Source organism: Microcoleus sp. S13_C5 (genome assembly GCF_036700845.1).
Classification (GTDB): Bacteria; Cyanobacteriota; Cyanobacteriia; order Cyanobacteriales; family Microcoleaceae; genus Microcoleus.
The window spans coordinates 1-18,683 of the sequence record NZ_JAUBPR010000062.1 but is presented as its reverse complement, the minus strand read 5'-3'; the positions used below and the strand labels follow the sequence as shown (position 1 = coordinate 18,683).

The window sequence follows — 18,683 nt, the reverse complement described above, 5'->3', positions numbered from 1 at the left end:
CCTTACTTGTAGGACTCAATAAACGTTAAAATCTCTTCGTCTTGAAAGTCCTTTGCCATTTGATGCAATCTTTTAGCAAAGGGAATGTATTTGGGATCTATTTCTTCAAGTAATACCGCCTGCTTAACTATTTCTAGGAAATTTCCTTTCATAGCTAACTCGTATAGCATTTCCATTTCTTTAGCTGGCGGGGCAATTAGCTCATTCGTCTCTGAGGCGATCGCCAGTTGCTCTTCCTTAGCTTCATAAACCCATTCCAAATCCAGATACTGTTGTAATTTTTGTAGGAGTTCTGTTGCCTGAATAGGTTTGGGAATAAAGGCGTTGCCTCCTGCCTCTAAACTTCTGTATTGATCGGTTTCAAATACGCTGGCAGAAGAGACAATAATCACGGTGTCTTGGAAATTTTCCGATTCTCGAACCCGCTTAATCACCTCGAAGCCATCTAGTTCGGGCATTAATAGGTCGGTAACAATTAAATCTGGCTGCACCTCTAGAATTTTTTCCCAGCCTTCCTGCCCATCGTTTGCTTCAAACACCTCAAAGCCGATCGGACTGAGCAAATTATTAATTACCGAACGGTTAGCCCATTTGTCATCAATAACCACAATCTTAGGTTGGCGGTCTTTGATGCCGATAATCTGCCCGTGATGGTCGATTTGAGACGTTTTCACCCATTCATCGGCTTGAGGCAGACTAACATCAAACCAGAAAATACTGCCAACATTCATCTCACTTTGAACCTGAATGGTACTGCCCATTAGTTCTACAATCCTTTGGCTAATTGCCAATCCCAGCCCAGTGCCCTCCGTCTGCCGTCTGCGATCTCCAACCTGCTCGAAGGGCTGAAAGATAGCTTCGAGTTGCTCTTGGGCAATGCCGGTACCTGTATCGCGTACTTCAAAGCGAATTTTTCCTTCTGTTGCAAAACTGACTATAAAAGTAACACTGCCCTCATCCGTAAATTTAATAGCGTTGCTCAAAAGATTAAATAACACTTGTCGCAAGCGTTTTTCATCCGCACGAATACCGATCGGGAGTTCGGGGCTGGATGGAAAATGAAAGTGAATTCCCTTAATTTCAGCTCGGATGCGACACATTTCTGCTACACCTTGCAGGAACGCCGGGAAATGAAAATCAGTAGGCATTAGTTCCACTTTCTGTGCTTCAATCTTCGACAAATCGAGAATATCATTGATTAACGTCAGTAAATGAGAACCGCACTGATAAATGACATCAATGCGCGATCGCTCTTCTTCATTCAAGACTTTGGAACGCTGAAGAATCTGCGCGTAGCCCATAATGCCATTAAGCGGAGTCCGCAATTCATGGCTCATGTTGGCAAGGAATTCACTTTTGGCCCGACTTGCTGCTTCTGCTGCTTCCCTGGCTTTTGTCTGTACGATTTCTGTTTGTTTGCGATCGTGGATATCGATGGAAGTGCCAACCCACTCCCGGATGCTGCCATCTTCATTCAGAATTGGCACCGCTCTAGCTTGAAAATAACGATAGTTTCCATCCGCTCCCCGGAGTTGATATTCTATCTCATACAGGCTTTTCGTTTGCACTGCTTCGTTCCACACCTGAACAGTTAGTTCGCGATCGTCCGGGTGGATTGTATCTAACCAGCCAAAACCAACCACCTCCTCTACGGTTTGTCCGGTGTAAGCTCTCATACTCGGTGTATCCTGGCATCTTCCTTCAGCATCCGTTATCCAGACAATTTGGGAGATGGCAAGGGTTAGCGAACGATAGCGTTCTTCGCTTTGTTTGATAGCATCTTCCGCTTGTTTGCGATCGTGGATATCGGTGCAAGTGCCAATCCACTCCCGGACGCTGCCATCTTCATTCAGAATTGGCACCCCTCTAGCTTGAAAATAACGATAGTTTCCATCCGCTCCCCGGAGTCGAAATTCTATCTCATACAGGCTGTTTGTTTGCGCTGCTTCCATCCACACCTGATTCGTTCGTTCGAGATCGTCCGGGTGAATTGCATCTAACCAGCCATAACCAACCACCTCAGCTTCCGTTTGTCCGGTGTAAGCTCTCATACTCGGTAGATCCGGGCATCTTCCTTCAGCATCCGCTGTCCAGACCATTTGGGACGTAGCAGCGATTAGCGAACGATAGCGTTCTTCGCTTTGTTTGATAGCATCTTCGGCAAGTTTGCGATCGTGGATATCGCTGCAAGTGCCAACCCACTCCCGGAGGCTGCCATCTTCATTTAGAATTGGCACCCCTCTAACTTGAAAATAACGATAGTTTCCATCCGCTCCCCGGATTCGATATTCTATGTCATACAGGCTTCTCGTTTGCACTGCTTCCATCCACACCTGATTCGTTCGTTCGCGATCGTCCGGGTGAATTGCATCTAACCAGCCCAAACCAATTACCTCAGCTTCGGTTTGTCCGCTGTAAGCTCTCCAACTCGGTAGATCCGGGGATCTTCCTTCAGCATCCGCTGTCCAGGCAATTTGGGATGTGGCAAGGATTAGCGAACGATAGCGTTCTTCGCTTTGTTTTAAAGCATCTTCCGCTTGTTTGCGATCGCTAATGTCATTATTAATTTCCAGTTGGGCACAAGGCTTTCCTTCCCCATCGCGCTGCAATGTCCAGCGACTTGCCACTATAATATGCCGACCGTCACGGGTGGTGTGCTGCAGTTCTCCTTCCCAATTTCCCTGCTGGAGAAACTCCGCCATTAAGGTTTCTAACGGTTTAGGAAAGACTGTTTCCAAGAATGTGTGAATGTACTCCCCGACTACTTCCGCTTTTGTCCAACCATAGAGCTTTTCTGCACCTTGGTTCCAGTAGATAATGCGGTCATCCATATCGCGAATAATGATGCCATCGCTGGCTAAGTCCAGCATTTCTAGCGTTTGACGGAGTGTTTGCTCGACTTTTTTGCGATCGGTAATATCTCGTGTTGTGGCGATGATGCCGAGGATATTGCCATTAGCATCCCGCCAAGGAGCTTTTGTCGTTAAAAAGGTTGTAGGGGTTTCATCATCAGCAGAGATTTCTTCCTCGTAACTCTCAGTGATTCCTGATGCCATGACTTGGCGATCTTTTGCCATAATTGCACGGGCACTATCAGGCGACATTAATTCTAAATCATCTTTGCCGAGGATTTCCTCAATTGGCTTGCCTAAAAAGTTTGCCACATTCGAGTTAAGGGCAACATAACGCCCTTCTCGATCTTTAACAACAATGATGTCTGGCGTACTTTCCAAAATAGAGTTTAGCAGTGCGTTGCGATCGCGCATCTGGGCTTCAGCTTGTTTGCGATCGTTAATGTTTCGTGCTATGGCGATAATACCTAGAATATTGCCTTGACCGTCCCGCCAAGGGGCTTTTGTGGTTAAAAAATAATTGCTGCTCTCACCATTAAAAATTTCTTCTTCGTAGGTTTCAGTAGTGCCTGCTTCCATAATCTCGCGGTCTTTTGCCATTATTGGAACGGCGGCCTCCGGGGGCATGAGTTCCGAATCATCTTTACCCACAATCTCCTCTATGGGTTTACCGTCAAAGAAGGAGTTTGCCACAAAGGAATTAAGGGCAACATATCGACCTTCCCGGTCTTTAACAACTATTATGTCTGGCGTACTTTCCAAAATAGAGCTCAGCAAGACGTTGCGATCGCGCAGCGCAGCTTGCTGTTGGCGCAGAGCTTCTTCAGCTTGTTTGCGATCGGTAATATCTGTATTAGTCCCAACCCATTCCCGAATTGAACCATCCGCGTTTAGAAGTGGTACAGCACGACAACTCATGTAGCGATATTCCCCGTCATAGCGACGCATACGGAATTCAACTTCATAGAGCGATCGATTAGCAACAGCAGTTGACCAGGCAGTGGCAACTGACGAGCGATCGTCTGAGTGCATTTTGTCTAGCCAGCCCCAACCCTTGTATTCCTCAAATTTTTGTCCCGTAAATTCACTCCAACCGGGTTGCTGGGTAACGAATTCGCCCTCAGCACTCGTGTTCCAAACAATTTGAGCACTAGCTTCAACCAGAGAACGAAATCGTTCTTCACTTTGTTTGAGGGCATCTTCTGCGATTTTGCGATCGCGAATATCCCGGGTAATAGTGGCAATCCCTACCGGTTCATTAGTTTCTGGATGATTGACCAAAAATAGGGTGTAGTCTACCGCAATGGGTTGACCTGTCACGAAATGTCTGAAGCGAAAATCACTCCGCCAAACCCCCTCTTGCATCAACGTAGGCATGGCACGCTGCTGTACAAAGTCCAGATCTTCTGCCATAAAGAAGTCGGTAATGTGTTTGGTTTTGGCTTCGTCCAAACTATTGAGCCCCACCAAATCCAGACCAGCCTGATTCACGAGTATAGGGTGACCATCCATTGAGGCAATGCCAATAAAATCACGGCTATTCTCGATCGTGGTAGCGAGCAATTGCCGTTCTTCCTCTGCTTTTTTGCGATCGCGAATATCCCGCACAATAGTGGAGATAAACTCGACTTCGCCCGCTTCGGTTTTGTGGACGATCAAAACCTGGGACGCTGGAACTTCTTGCCCATCGCGTGACAAAAACAGCATTTCACCAGCCCAGCTACCCTCTCGTAAGGCGGTTGGAAAGGCTTCGTTGTGGAATTTTGCCCTTACCGAGGGAGCTAATACAGAATCTATAGTAAACGGCGATCGTGCTTCCTCTGGGGACATCCCCAGCATTTCCTGTCCGGCTTTGTTGAGATAGACGCTATGCCCAGCCGCATCAGAAACTCCTACTAAGTCGGAAGTTGCTTCCAAAATTGCCGTCAGTCGTGCCTGCTTTTGTTCTGCCCGCTTGCGATCAGTAATTTCAATTACAATCCCACCAATACCAAAAACGAGACCATTTTCATCCAACAAAGGATAATAAGATGCTTGCCAGTAGCGCAGGATGCCGGGTTCTTTCGGCGTTTCACCTGCTAATTCATAGTCGAGAATGGGCTTGCCCGTATCCAGAATGCCTTGCAGCATTGGTTCCACAGTCGGAGCCAATTCTGGCAGCACTTCACGCACTGACCTACCAATATGGTCTGCTACGCAAACGCCATTGGTCTGGGCCAAAACTTCGTTAATTTGGACATACCGGAGTTGGCGGTCAAAAATCAGCATTCCGGCGTTGGCACCTGCAAAAAAAGCGTCGAAGTGAGCCTGTCGCAATACCTGTGCTGTTGTGCTCTCTTGCTGTGGCGGTTGGGTTTTCTCTGGTGGGAATTTGCTCATGTTGGCTCGTGCATTTCAGCTATAATTCTAGAACTTCTGTCCAATTGTGCGATTGCAAGGTTTTCGTTTTCTCCTATTTGGGTACCGAAAAAACGTTCAGTAGGGCGACCATTAAGTTTTCAATCGGCGATATATGTATCCCTTGCGACACTATTTCCCTTAATTCTTCGGATGTATCGTCAAGTATTTCTATTACTCATCAATTCTATTCCTAATCAATCCTATTGGTAGAACATTGGTGACAACATAAGCTAGGGAAGCGTTTGTCAATCAGCACTTAGGCTCAGCATTTACTCAGATTGGGGGTCGAGAACTTAGATTTGGGCGATCGAGCAATCATGCCTCGCGCCATATTTATGCCCACCCACCCCCAAATCGCCAATTTTCTACTCCTAAATAAGCAGTATTTCCGTAAATTTACGGATTGACAAATGCAATTAAGTTATAGTTAAAACCCCGGTACAATGCCAAGTATTCTTGGAACGTTATCAATTTTAGCTAGCTCGGTTAAATTTTCACTTAGATATATACAAAACGGACGCTACTGGCAGAGTAATAGCAATATCTCTCCCACCAGTTAAAGTCATTGTAATACTTGGATATTTGACTTGTCCACTTAAAGAGTCATTGAATAATCCCTGCTTAAGTTGATAAGGGGACTTCAAAAAAAAAATTAGTGGAGAGTATGATAAAATCGAATCGAGTTAATGTTGACTAAAGTTAGCAGAGCGATCGCTTCAATAATAGATGAGTCGGCTATCGTATGGCGAAAAAGTGGCACACTAACCGCAGGCTTGCGAAGACCAGGTATCTGAAAAATGGGCAATAAGGATAACTGGGTAGTATGAGGAACCACATCTATATGTAACGACTTCACTTTTTTCACCCTAAAAACAGGTTAAAATTTATGATAACGAGTTCAGTATTTTATTTTTACATTTGGTACTGAGGACTTTATTTTTTACTACTCCCTTAAAAAATGACCACACAAAAAACTTTAGAACCTGAATTTCAATTAAATACAATACCCGAAGAAGTATTGACACAGCTATCGCAAATATTTACCGCTACCCTATTTAAAATAGGTGAAAATCCTGTATCCTTGCAGTCACTGGTGGAACTGATTGTATTGTTTATGGGTATCCTGCTCATAGCACGGTTTTTTACAAACTTTCTTAAGGAAAGCTTGCTTGTAAGACTGGGAATTGACGAGGGAAACCGGGAAGCGATCTCAGTAATTATTGGGTATTTAATAGTAGCTTTGGGAGTAATAGTCGCCATCCAAAGCATCGGCTTCAACCTCGCTTCTTTTGCAGTAGTTGCGGGGGGATTGGGAGTCGGCATTGGCTTCGGCATCCAGGATTTAACAACTAATTTTGTCAGTGGCTTAACGCTGCTTTTAGACAGACCTGTGAAAGTCGGAGACTTTGTGGAATTAGAAGGATTAATGGGAATCGTAAAAAAAATATCCATTCGATCGACCATCATCCAAACCACTGAGGACTCTAGCGTCATAGTTCCCAACAGCAAAATGATTAGCAACAAAATTGTTAACTGGAGTTACGAAAACTCGCTACTCTGTCTGCGAGTTCCCGTAGAAGTAGCCGAGAATAGTAACCCGCTGTTAGTGACAGAAACTCTGTTAAATATTGCTTACGCAGAAGCTGGAGTATTGTACGAACCGAATCCGAAAGTATTGTTTGTCGAGTTTGGTGATGATAGTTTTAAATTTGAACTTTTAGTTTGGACAGACAGACCGACTGAGAGAGAAATAATTAAAAGTTCTTTAAATTTTGCAATTGAATACAATTTCCGACAGCAGAAAATCGAATTTCCGTTCAATGACAGAGAAATTTATTTGCAAAATCCCGAAGTTCTGTTGTCAATGTTCAACAAAAAAGAAACTGCAATTGACCTCCCGAACAGTTACTCGGAAAATGAGCAAAAGCCCTCAATTTTTGCAGAGAAACTGAAAAAGCCATCGTCCCTTAGCTGTTTGCTACGAGAGGTAGAATACTTTGAAAATCTGACTGATCTCGAATTGCGGCAATTGATTGAAGTTGGATACCGCAAACGGCTGCGATCGCAAGAATATTTGTTTCACGAAAACGACCCCGGAGATGCTTTTTACATGATTCTTTCAGGATCAGTAGAAGTTTTTGTAGAAGCTATTAACAAACATCTGAATAACCTCGGTAGTGGTCAGTTTTTGGGGGAGCTTTCTTTAATGTTGGGAATCCCCAGAACGGCTTCGGTAAGAGCTTTAGAAGAAACAATTTTGTTTGCCATCAATAAAGAAGGTTTCCAGAAAGTTTTAACTGAACGACCGGATTTATCAGAACAGATTATTAAAGAAATAGTCAAACACAAAGAAGAACTTAGCGATAGACAGCAATTATTGCGACAAATGGAATTGGTAGATGCAGCAGAAGAGGATGAAAATCCTGTAGAATGGGTGAGAAAACGGCTAAAAAATATATTTAGTGTTTGAAATAATTTCTATGACGCGATTTATTCACGATCTCTTTGCCAAAGAATACCTGGAAGAATTGCTTTCGCCGATCGGAACGGTGAATATCGGCCGCGATGTGAGTTCCGAAGTTCGAGAAATCGATGTTTACTTCACTCCCAGCACCGCCGCAATTACCGAATACTCAGAAAGCCTGGGATTGTTGGGAAAAATGGCAAGCACGACTGCAATTTTTGAACCGTTTCGCAATCCGGCAAACGTCAGCGAAATTTGTAGCTGTCTGGGCAAGTTATTGGACGTGCGAGGTGAATTGGAGCGAAAATTTAGGAGAGAAAATACTCGCTATGATGACGCTCAGTTACCCAAACTGTGGATTTTGATGCCCACAGCATCGAAAGCAGTGGTAGATAGCTTTAATGCGATACCAGACACAGAGAATTGGATGCAGGGAATCTATTTTTTTGGTGAATCTTTGCGGACTGCAATTGTGGCGATTCACCAGTTGCCAGAAACTCCAGAAACCCTGTGGTTGAGGATTTTGGGCAAAGGGGGAGTGCAGCAAAGGGCTATTTCCCAATTAAGCGCTTTAGCTGCCGACGATCCGTTGCGGATTATCGCGCTAGAATTGCTGTATCGGTTACAGTCAAATTTAGTAACGGATGCGCCACAAGAATTAGAGCCAGAAGAGCGGGAGTTAATTATGGCCATTGCACCACTTTTTCAACAACAAATACAAGCAGCACAGCAACAAGCTAGAGAAGAAGGACTCGAACAAGGACTCGAACAAGGACTCGAACGGGGACTAGAACAAGGACTCGAACGGGGACTAGAACAAGGACTAGAACGAGGCAGACAAGAACAACAGCGCTTAATCTTAGAAAACTTTCTGCGAGTTCGATTTGGAGAATTAAGCCCGAAAATGACGGCTTTTCTATCTCCAATATCAAAGTTGGCGGCGGCGGAATTTACAGTGCTGTTGCTGGCAATATCGATGCTGACAGTCGATGAAACAGGGCGCGAAGCAGCGGTTAAATTGTTAGCTGAAAGTGCGTTGCAAATACGATCGCCTGAATTGGGCGATATTCTGCCTACAGCCGTTACTAATTTATTGGCATTGCCTGTGGCCGAATTGACATTGTTTGTAGAACAACTGTCGCAGTTATCGGCTGAGGAATTGAGGGAACGGTTAGGAAAAACACCTGACTAAAACCTGCGATCGCAGCCATAAAGGGATCTCGCTCTTTATGGCATTTAAATCGTGCTCAAATAAAATTCCTAAATTCTGTCGATCGCACTTAGGAATTGGACTGCGGGCCTAAAATCAAGTGCAGCAGACCCTCGATCAGTCGATCGCGCTCCATTGGGATAATATCTTTGCCGTGCATCATATGCTGCGTTAACTGAAAATATACCAGCGATCCAATAAAAATCCGTGCCGTTGCCTCCGGATCGGGCAATTTTAACTCTGGATGCGATGCCAAATATTGAGTAAGCCGCTCGATACCCGGTTTAGCTAAGTTTCTCACAAAAGTCTGCGCTAGATGGGGAAAACGCCCGGACTCCGCAATCACTAACCTCACAAAATTGAGAAATTCAGGTTCCTGCGTCACCTGCTCTAATAGAGTTGTGGCAACGAATCGCAGCGCTACGGCCGGTTCTTCATCTAGAACTGTAAAATTGACTTTTTCTCGCGCCAGCCCCTGTACCAAAGCCACGAATAATCCTTCTTTATCTGCAAAATAGCTGTAAACAGTGGCTTTGGAAACTCCGCCCGTCTTCGCTACCTTGTCCATACTCGTCCCCGCGTAGCCGTGGGCTAAAAATTCTTGCATCGCACCTTGCAGGATTTGCTCGGTTTTGTCACTTGCTGCTGCGCTGTCTGGTTCGCTGGGTTTTGTCCTGGCCATCGCTTGTCTTTGTAATTTTTTGCTTGGGGTCTTGACATCATTATACTGAACGGTTTAGTCTTAATAAAGAACTAAACAGTTTAGTTTTATTAACCTAAATGATGAGGTGTGTCATGGTACACCAACCAACAGCCGACGGCTTATCCTCAAATCCATCCCTAGTTAAACAACTCCTAGTTGTGGCAGCAGTAGCAACCCTGGCCGCAGGAGGAACCACAGGCTACACGATCTGGCGATCGCGCATACCCGATCCCAATGCAGTAGCGGCAGCAGCAGCCGTCACAGCATCCCAATTAACCACAGTTACAGCCTTGGGGCGACTGGAACCCAGAGGAGAAGTAATTAAAGTCTCCGCTTCCGGTACGGCGGAAGGAAACCGGATCGATCGACTCCTGGTAAAAGAAGGAGACAGGGTGAAAACAGGCCAGGCGATCGCAATTTTGGACAGTCGCGATCGCCTGCAAGCCGCCCTCGACCAAGCTCAAGAACAAGTGCGCGTCGCCGAGGCAAATCTAGCAAAAGTGAAAGCGGGAGCCAAAAACGGCGAAATCCAGGCCCAGAAAGCCACCATTGCCCGCTTACAAGCCGATCGCAGCAACGAGATCGCAGCGCAACAGGCGATCGTCAGCCGGCTAGAAGTCGATCGCAGCACCGAAATCGCAGCGCAACAAGCCACAATTGCTCGCTTGAGGGCCGAACAGCAAGGGGAAATTCAAACTCAAAAAGCCGCAATTGCCCGCCTACAAGCAGAACTCCGCAACGCCCAAAGCGAAGATCAGCGCTACTCGCAACTCTATGAACAGGGAGCAATTTCCGCCTCAACTAGCGACAGCAAAAAACTAGCCGCCGAAACAACTCAACAGCAACTCAACGAAGGAAAGGCAAAACTAAATCAAATTCAGGAATCCCGCCAACAGCAAATTAACGAAGCCCAAGCCAAATTGAATCAAATTCAGCAATCTCGCCAACAACAAATTAACGAAGCCCAAGCCAAACTCAGCCAAATTCAGGAATCTCGACAACAGCAGATTAATGAAGCTGCGGCAAATCTCGATCGCATCGCCGAAGTGCGTCCCGTTGACATAGCAGCCGCCGCCGCCGAAGTCAGTTCCGCCGCTTCGGCAGCCAAACAAGCCAAAGCCAATCTGGATCTAGCTTACATCCGTGCTCCCAGAGACGCGCAAGTCCTGAAAATTCACACGCATCCGGGGGAAAGGGTAGGAAACGACGGCATTGTCGAACTCGGACAAACTCGCGAGATGCTGGCTGTTGCGGAAATCTACGAAAGCGATGTGGACAAAGTACGCCTCGGACAAACCGCCAAAATTACTAGCGATGCTTTGACTGGCGAATTGCGGGGAACAGTCGAACATATTGGTTTGCAAGTGCAGCGGCAAAACATTGTTAACACCGATCCTTCTGCGAATATTGATGGTCGAATTGTGGAAGTAAAAGTGCGCTTAGATGAAGCTTCCAGTCAGAAAGTAGGTGGATTAACCAATTTGCAAGTCAAAGTGGCGATCGGAGAAATTAAAGAGTAAGAAGTCTTAAACCGCAGGGTCGCTTTCTTCAATCCAAAATCCCAAATCTAAAATCCTATGCTTGGACTCATCCAACCCTTACAACAATTAAGACGCAGAACTCCCCTCGGATGGCTGCAACTGAGTCATGACAAAGGGCGAATGCTCGTTGCAGTAGCAGGAATTGCCTTTGCTGACGTTTTGATGTTCATGCAGTTAGGCTTTCAAAATGCGCTTTACACCAGCAATACGCGGCTGCACCAAACCTTGCAAACAGACTTAGTTTTGATTCACCCCCAAGCGAGAAATTTGATTAATTTGTCTTCCTTCCCCAGACGTAGATTGTATCAAGCAATGAACGTACCGGGGGTGAAATCAGCCGAGCCGCTTTACGTGAAAATTGCTAACTGGAAAAATCCCGAAACTCGGCGCGAAACGTCGCTGATGGTGGTCGGTTTCAATCCCAATCACCCTGCGTTTGCGCTTCCAGAAGTTAACCAAAATTTGAGCGCGATTAAATTGCCGGATACTGTGCTGTTCGATCGAGCTTCTAGGGGAGATTACCAAGGAACGATCGCGCAAATAAATCAAGGAAAGTCTGTTAAAACAGAAGTCGAGCGGCGCCGGATTACCGTCAGCGGTTTATTCACAGTTGGAGCATCTTTTGCCGCCGACGGTATTTTAATGACTAGCGATCAAAATTACCTGCGCTTGTTTCCCAGACAAAACGCCGCGAGTGTTAATGCCGGATTAATTCAACTGCAACCGGGGGCTGACCCTGTGGAAGTTCAACAAGTTTTGAAAGCATACTTACCGGAGGATGTCAAGGTATTAACCAAACAAGAATTTATCGATTTTGAGAAAAACTATTGGGCTAAGAATACTGCTGTCGGCTTTGTGTTTAATTTAGGCGTCGCGATGGGTTTTGTAGTTGGTGTCATTATTGTTTATCAAGTTCTCTCAACCGATGTCAGCGACCACATGGGAGAATACGCTACTTTCAAAGCGATGGGCTACCGCAATGTTTATTTACTCGGCATCGTTTTTGAAGAAGCTCTAATTCTTTCCGTCCTCGGTTTTTTGCCGGGAGTAGGAGTTTCTTTCGGACTTTATTCTTTAACTCGCAAAGCTACAAATTTACCACTTTATATGACGCTGCTTAGAGCATTTATAGTATTACTTTTGAACGTGATTATGTGTACTATTTCGGGAGCAATTGCCACTCGCAAACTGCAAGCAGCCGATCCAGCAGATATGTTTTAAGGGAAAATCAAGAAGACAGTCGGAAGGCTCAAAATCCTGGTTATAAAACCCTTTATCAGACTGGGTGGTTGAAACCTTCCCTACACAAATGAAGTCGGCCTCCAAAGACTAAAAAATAAAGGGGTATTAAACCCAGATTTGGTATAAATTAGTGACTATAAACATATTTTTTGTAATTTTTCTGTTCTTTGTTTGTCTGCATTCTCTGCAACGAAAGCGATTTATTTTTAAACCTCAAACCTCACACCAATAAGTTATGAACTCTACTACTCTCTACCCAACAACCAACCCATTACAGATTCCTGCACCTATAATTTTCGCGCACCAACTCGACCACTACTTCGGTCAAGGTCAACTGCGAAAACAGGTACTTTTTGATATTAATCTAGACATTAATGCAGGTGAAATCGTGCTGATGACGGGGCCTTCCGGTTCTGGAAAAACCACGCTTTTAACTTTGATTGGAGGACTGAGATCCGGTCAATCGGGAAGTCTCAAAATTCTCGGTCAAGAAATGTGCAAAGCGAGTGCAGACCAATTGGTAAAGGCGCGGCGCCAAATAGGCTATATTTTTCAGGCGCACAACTTGCACCGCAGTTTGACGGCGCTGCAAAACGTGCAGATGGGTTTGGAAGTTCACGGGAATTTGTCGCGTTCTCAAATGCGCGATAGCTCTGCAAAAATGCTAGAGTTAGTAGGGCTGGAACAGCGGATTAACTATTATCCAGATGATTTGTCAGGGGGACAAAAACAAAGAGTTGCGATCGCCCGGGCTTTGGTCAGTCAACCGCAAATTGTTTTAGCTGACGAACCAACAGCCGCCCTGGACAGCAAATCCGGTCGCGAAGTGGTGAATTTGATGCAGCAACTTGCCAAAGAACAGGGTTGTACTATTTTGTTAGTAACCCACGATAACCGAATTTTGGATATTGCCGATCGCATCGTTCACATGGAAGATGGAAAATTAGCCTAATTTTTAAATTTCCGAAGAATAGACATCACCCATAACTCCCCCATTTTCAATTTTGGATGTCAACATTTAATCCAAAATTGCCAAACCCCAATCTAAACTCGTCCTGGGACTATTCACTAATTGCTAACAACTAATCCTTGTCGGTAAATCCCCAAATTTTGCAGGTACATTGCTTCGAGTTTGGGCATCGAGGATTCCACAGAACCGCCATAACGCCGAAAAGAAGGCCAGATGTAAGCGAGTTTTCTTACTGCGGGCTCCAATCGACCCGCTTCTATATCTTCTAAGGCACCTTTTTCTCGGATTAACTCTACAGCTACAAGGTCTTGATTTTGGGGGCTGAAATCGCTGATGCTAAATTTTTTGGCAAATCTGTCCCAAGTGGTGCTGAGAAACTGATATCGCCCCGCTGCGTCGGAACACAGCTTTTTGCCATAGCGGCGGCCGCACCTCATTTCCCTGGGATGATCTTGAAAGCTGACAAATTTCGTGCCGGTGTACAGGGTGCGGTAGCCGTCGGGGCTAGCGGTTCCTTCGGCGGCGGCAATCGTGTCGAGAAAGGCTTTCACTCGACGTTCCGGGCCGATGCTATCGAGTCTGCTATCGAGTCTGGACTCTGGTGAATTCAGGGTTGCAGTTTCCGGTGCTCGATCGCGATCGATGTTATCCTCTCCTTTGTCTGGTGAATCGAGGGCCGCAACTTCCGGCAGGCGTTTCGGGGTGGGTGAGCTTTCTGCCCAGACTGATTGTCCCCACAGTCTCGGCGTCATTCGACCTAAGAAAAAACACAAACATATTAATAAACTGCACGAAAGTTTAAAACGGAGGCGTTTGGACACTTGGCTGCGCTGCCGCACCGGCCACCCGTGCAGGGGGATGACTGGAGGCAAGATTCCTGTTTGCTGGCCAAAGGCGAACAGCGATTTCAGCGCTAGCAAGGTTTGCTTGTAGAAACCGGGTGCAAGTTTTCGAGATCTCATTGCTGCAGCGAAAGTCTCGACATCAGTCAGAGTCACTTCTGCCAGCGGTTTTTCTACAAACAGCCGAAAATGGTTGGCCGCCTGCCAGCTAAAGCGCTTGCTACGGGGGGATTTGCGATCGACCCACAGGCGAATTAGCTCGATGTCTGAAATGGGTTGCAGATGGCTTCCCAGATGTTCTGGCGCGTACAAGAGTACCTCCTGATATCACTTCTAGTTGAAGGTTCCCACTTAGAACGGATGAGTGAAACAGGGATCAAGGGAAACTGGCTTCAACTATACTAAGTGATACTACTAAGCGCTCACCGGGTCAAGCTCAAGGGCCGATTGTTCGAGCAGTTGAGTGTAAAGTTGACCGAGTTGGGAGGCGATACCGTCCCAACTGAAATAGGTTTCGACGCGCTTGCGGGCTGTGTGTCCGAGTTGCTGACACCATACTGAGTCAAGTAACAAGCGATCGATCGCATCGGCAAAGGCTGCTTCATTTTTCGGCGGCGCAAGCAAACCTGTTTCTTCGGGCACTACAGTATATTTCAGCCCTCCCACGTCGGAGGCGATTACGGGGGTGCCGCAGGCCATCGCTTCAATGGCGACTAAACCGAAGGGTTCGTAGTGGCTGGGAACGACGCACACATCGGCGGCGGCGTAGTAGCCGGGGAGAATGTCTCTGTTCAAGGCGCCGGGAAAACTGGTAATGTCGCTCATGCCGACTTCTTCAACGATGCTGCCGATACGATCGCGCTCTTTGCCATCGCTTTCCCCCTCACGCCACCCGCCGCCAATTATGAGTTTTAAATCGGCTTTGGGCACCGCCGACAAACTGACGGCGCGGACTAAAGTTTCGATGCCCTTGCGGGGGTCGAAACGGCCGACGTACAACACGACTTTGGTTTCGGGGGCTATGCCCAAGTGGCGGCGGGCGGTCGATCGGGCGATCGAGCCGAACCGTTCAAGGTCGGTACCGCAGGAAATGATGTCAATATTGCCTTTTGAGGAAACCAGAGACCTCATGTGTTCTTTTTCTTGAGGGCTGGTAGCCACCACGCGATCGGCTGTTTCCAAAAGTGTTTTTTCGACTTGCAGCCTGGTTTTGGCAATCATCGGAATTGTCGAAACCGACTTGTATTTAATGGCTGCCAAAGAATGATAAGTGTGAACTTGCTGCAGGGGTTGCGATTTTTTCAACTCCATTCCCACCCAAGAAGACAGCCAGTAATTCGTGTGAACTAAGGGATATTGAAAGCCTGATTCTAACTGAAACTTCTGAAATTCTTGAACAAAGATTGGTAAATATCCGTAGAGTTCGTCGCGGGGAATAAATTCTTGTGGCCCTGCTACTAGCCGAATTGTCCGGCAATTGGGACTGTGCTGTACAATCCTTGCTTGTTGGCGATCGGATGAGCGGGTAAACATATCAACTTGCCACCCCTGTTTAGCCAGAGCTTCCCCTACTTGACGCACGTAAACATTTTGCCCGCCCGCTTCTTCTTTGCCAATTTCCACAGCGGGATCGCCGTGTACGGAGATGAGAGCGATGCGTTTTTTACTTAAGGAAATCATGATTGTTTGCCAAAAATTAAAAATATTTCAGGAGAAGATTGAAAGTGCTATTTTGGCTGCTGCGCCGCGACTGGAATCTTCTAGCTAATTTGTATTAAAGTGAAAATGCGGGATCGATAAATCATCCTTCAGGGATAAGTTGCCGGGAAAAATTGACAGACGACTTCCTTCTGCTGACAGAGACGTGCAGCAGCTCAAACTCTAGATAATCTAAATGGAAATAAACGAGGGTGAAAAGAATTTTCCCTATTCTTGCCTGTGTCAAACTCGCACATTTTAGCCATATCTAACTAGAGCCTGCTTTCAGCTTGCTGCTAGAGATGCGAGGTCAGCAGAAGGTAGAATTTTACCCCTCTGAATAAATAAGTAGGGCTTTCGAGAAAGCAGAAGTCGGTCGTCCCAAAGACCGAATGTTACAGGGGAAGCGAAAAAAAAGCAAAGTTATTGCATTCAAAATTTTTCTTTCTTCCGCCTTGCACCTTCTGCCTTTTTCCCTCTTCCTTCTTGCTTATGCTGTCAAACCCGGAGTGCGAGTTTAACCTCAAATTTCGCGTTTGTCTAATGTTAAGAGTTCTTCCGATGTTTGCGTGCGGAGGATTCCCCGTTTTCGCTGTTGAGGATATTGTTTCGTGAACCAGGCATTCTGGAGCCGTATCGGTTAGTCCAAACTTGGGTAAACTCGGCACCTAAGAAGAGAATTTGAGCGGAATAATTAATCCAAAGCAGGATAATCACGAAGGAACCCGCAGCACCGTAGGTAGAGGCAATACCGCTACCTCCGAGGTAAACTCCAATTATCGATTTGCCGATCGTAAACAGCACTGAGGTGATGGCCGCGCCGATCCAAACATCATTCCAGGCAAGATGGACATCGGGCAAAAGTTTGTAAATTAAGGCAAAAAGCAGCGTAACTACGCCAAAGGATATAGCAAAGTCCACAATCTGCCAAATGCCGACTGGCAACTGCAGCCAGTTGTTCAACCAATAGCTGACGGCCGCTAAAATGGCACTAATTACTAAAGATACTAGCAGTAGAAAGCCTATGCCTAAAATCATCGCAAAAGACAATATGCGGTCTTTCAGGAATCCCCAGATGCCTCGTCCGGGAGGCGGTGAAACATTCCAAATAGTATTGAGGGCTTCTTTGAGATTAGTAAACACGTTGGAAGCCCCCCACAAAAGTGTAGCGATACCGACTAAAGTAGCAATCATACCCGACTTGGGTTCGGAGGCTTTGAGGATGAGTTCTTGGACGGTTTCAGCGCCATCTTTGCCGATTAAACTTTGGAGTTGCGCCACGATTTGACCTTGGGCTGCGTCTGCACCAAAGACTAAACCGACGATCGCAATTACGATAATTAGCAGCGGCGCGAGGGAGAAGACTGTGTAATAGGCTAGGGCGGCGGCTAAGGTTGGCGCTTTATCTTCTTGCCATTCAGTAAAAGTTTGTTTGAGCAGCGATATGACTGTTTTTAAGTTCACGGTCTTTGGTTTCCTTATAATTAGCGTTCACCAAGGGATTTTAATAGGTTAAGAGTTTTTTAGCCTCGGCCACAAGATAGATTGATCGATTAGCAAATTCGGAAGATTACTTTTATGTCATATCCCCAAACAACTGTTAACAACACCGATGTAAAATCGTCCAAAGAAACAATTTCTTGGGCAAAAATGAGCGCATTAGTAGCGGTGATCAATTTCTTGCTGGTGCTTTTCCATTTCAGTTACCTTCAGTTGCGCCCTGTTTATCAGAGCTATTTTCCCGGTTTAGTTAAAATTTATGACCCGATTAAAGGCATTGATTCGAGTTTACCAAATCCCGAATATGTGAAAACTGCTGACCAGTTTTGGCGAATTGATACGTTTTTTATTGGTTTTTTTGGGGCGGAGTTTTTGATTAAAAGTCTGTTCCACACCCGCCGTAAACCGGGGGTAACTTGGTTTGATTTTGTGCTGAGGCGCTGGTACGAGGTGTTTCTGGTGCTCCCGATTTGGCAGGGGTGGCGGATTCTGCCGGTTTTGGTGCGGCTGCATAAGTCTGGTTTGGTGAATCTCGATCGCGTAGTTACTCAAGTTACCTACGAACCGGTGGCTTATTTAGCCAATACGATGTCGGAATACATGATGGTGCGGTTTATCAATCAAGCTAAAAGTTCGATCAAACAGGGCGACGCGGCGCAGATGCTGCTGGCGCAGCAGCCGTACCTTCACGTCAATCAGGAAAATACGATCGAACAAATTACCAAGCGGATTTTGGATCTGACAATTTACAAAGTTTTGCCACAGGTGCAACCGGATTTAGAAGAATTGCTGCACCACAATTTGGAAACAACAATCAAACAGTCGGATTTTTATCAAATCCTGCAAAATTTCTCTCCGATTAACATTTTGCCTACTGAGATGACGGAACAGCTAGCAAATTACTTGGCTCAAACTGCTGTTGATGTGGTATCTACTACTTATGAAGACGATAAAGGTAGAAAAATTCTAGATAATTTCAGCCAAGAATTTAATCAAAGTTTGCGGCGGGAATTGCAAGATGAGAAAACTCTCGGGGAATTGCAGTCGCTGCTGTCGGATTTGTTAGAAGAAGTGAAGTTGAATTACATTCAAGGCGGGTTGAAGTCCGATCCGGTGCAGACTTTTACGGAAATTAACTCCCTCCGGGAAATAAGAGAGAGTTGATACAGCAATGAGTTCCGGTGGGGAGCGTGTCACTTTTGCGATGAGTATAAATACTCATGAACCCCACCATGACTTTTTTACCGATCATCAGTATAAT

11 protein-coding genes are annotated in these 18,683 nt (G+C 45.9%); 6 read left to right on the top strand and 5 right to left on the bottom strand.

The genetic code is table 11. The features are described 5' to 3' along the window. Positions 1–2 precede the first annotated feature (2 nt). The gene (locus QUA04_RS17130) at positions 3–5,231 is read right to left on the bottom strand and encodes a PAS domain S-box protein (RefSeq protein ID WP_333258534.1); all 5,229 of its coding nucleotides are present in this window, start codon (positions 5,229–5,231) and stop codon (positions 3–5) included. A gap of 979 nt (positions 5,232–6,210) precedes the next feature. On the opposite strand from QUA04_RS17130, the gene QUA04_RS17125 reads away from it, so the two are divergent. Both QUA04_RS17125 and QUA04_RS17120 read left to right on the top strand, forming a co-directional pair. After that, complete coding sequence (locus QUA04_RS17125) at positions 6,211–7,722, top strand: mechanosensitive ion channel domain-containing protein (RefSeq protein WP_333258532.1); 1,512 nt, start codon at positions 6,211–6,213, stop codon at positions 7,720–7,722. 10 nt (positions 7,723–7,732) lie between these two features. Next, positions 7,733–8,908 (top strand): flagellar assembly protein H, encoded by a 1,176-nt coding sequence (locus QUA04_RS17120; RefSeq protein ID WP_333258530.1) that lies wholly within the window; start codon positions 7,733–7,735, stop codon positions 8,906–8,908. 88 nt (positions 8,909–8,996) lie between these two features. Here the strand turns inward: QUA04_RS17120 and QUA04_RS17115 are convergent, their stop codons facing one another. Then, on the bottom strand, positions 8,997–9,608 hold the full coding sequence (locus tag QUA04_RS17115; RefSeq protein ID WP_333258528.1) for a TetR/AcrR family transcriptional regulator: 612 nt from the start codon (positions 9,606–9,608) through the stop codon (positions 8,997–8,999). Between the two features lie 113 nt (positions 9,609–9,721). On the opposite strand from QUA04_RS17115, the gene QUA04_RS17110 reads away from it, so the two are divergent. From QUA04_RS17110 to QUA04_RS17100, 3 genes are all read left to right on the top strand, one after another. Next, entirely contained in the window at positions 9,722–11,149 is a 1,428-nt protein-coding gene (locus QUA04_RS17110) for an HlyD family efflux transporter periplasmic adaptor subunit (protein WP_333258526.1), read from the top strand. Positions 11,150–11,206: 57 nt separating this feature from the next. Beyond that, positions 11,207–12,391: an ABC transporter permease DevC gene (gene devC / locus QUA04_RS17105; RefSeq protein ID WP_333258525.1), complete on the top strand. Its 1,185-nt coding sequence runs from the start codon at positions 11,207–11,209 to the stop codon at positions 12,389–12,391. 256 nt (positions 12,392–12,647) lie between these two features. Further along, positions 12,648–13,364 (top strand): DevA family ABC transporter ATP-binding protein, encoded by a 717-nt coding sequence (locus QUA04_RS17100; protein ID WP_333258524.1) that lies wholly within the window; start codon positions 12,648–12,650, stop codon positions 13,362–13,364. Positions 13,365–13,480: 116 nt separating this feature from the next. On the opposite strand, the gene QUA04_RS17095 is transcribed toward QUA04_RS17100, so the two are convergent. From QUA04_RS17095 to QUA04_RS17085, 3 genes are all read right to left on the bottom strand, one after another. Further along, positions 13,481–14,536 (bottom strand): glycoside hydrolase family 104 protein, encoded by a 1,056-nt coding sequence (locus QUA04_RS17095; RefSeq protein ID WP_333258523.1) that lies wholly within the window; start codon positions 14,534–14,536, stop codon positions 13,481–13,483. Between the two features lie 102 nt (positions 14,537–14,638). Beyond that, positions 14,639–15,904 carry a glycosyltransferase family 1 protein gene (locus QUA04_RS17090; protein WP_333258522.1) on the bottom strand — a complete coding sequence of 422 codons (1,266 nt, stop codon included), beginning with the start codon at positions 15,902–15,904 and terminating at the stop codon, positions 14,639–14,641. A 564-nt stretch (positions 15,905–16,468) separates the two neighbouring features. Further along, the gene (locus QUA04_RS17085) at positions 16,469–17,386 is read right to left on the bottom strand and encodes a YihY/virulence factor BrkB family protein (RefSeq protein ID WP_333258520.1); all 918 of its coding nucleotides are present in this window, start codon (positions 17,384–17,386) and stop codon (positions 16,469–16,471) included. A gap of 114 nt (positions 17,387–17,500) precedes the next feature. On the opposite strand from QUA04_RS17085, the gene QUA04_RS17080 reads away from it, so the two are divergent. After that, positions 17,501–18,586, top strand: coding sequence for a hypothetical protein (locus QUA04_RS17080; protein WP_333258518.1), 1,086 nt, complete (start codon positions 17,501–17,503; stop codon positions 18,584–18,586). Positions 18,587–18,683 lie beyond the last annotated feature (97 nt).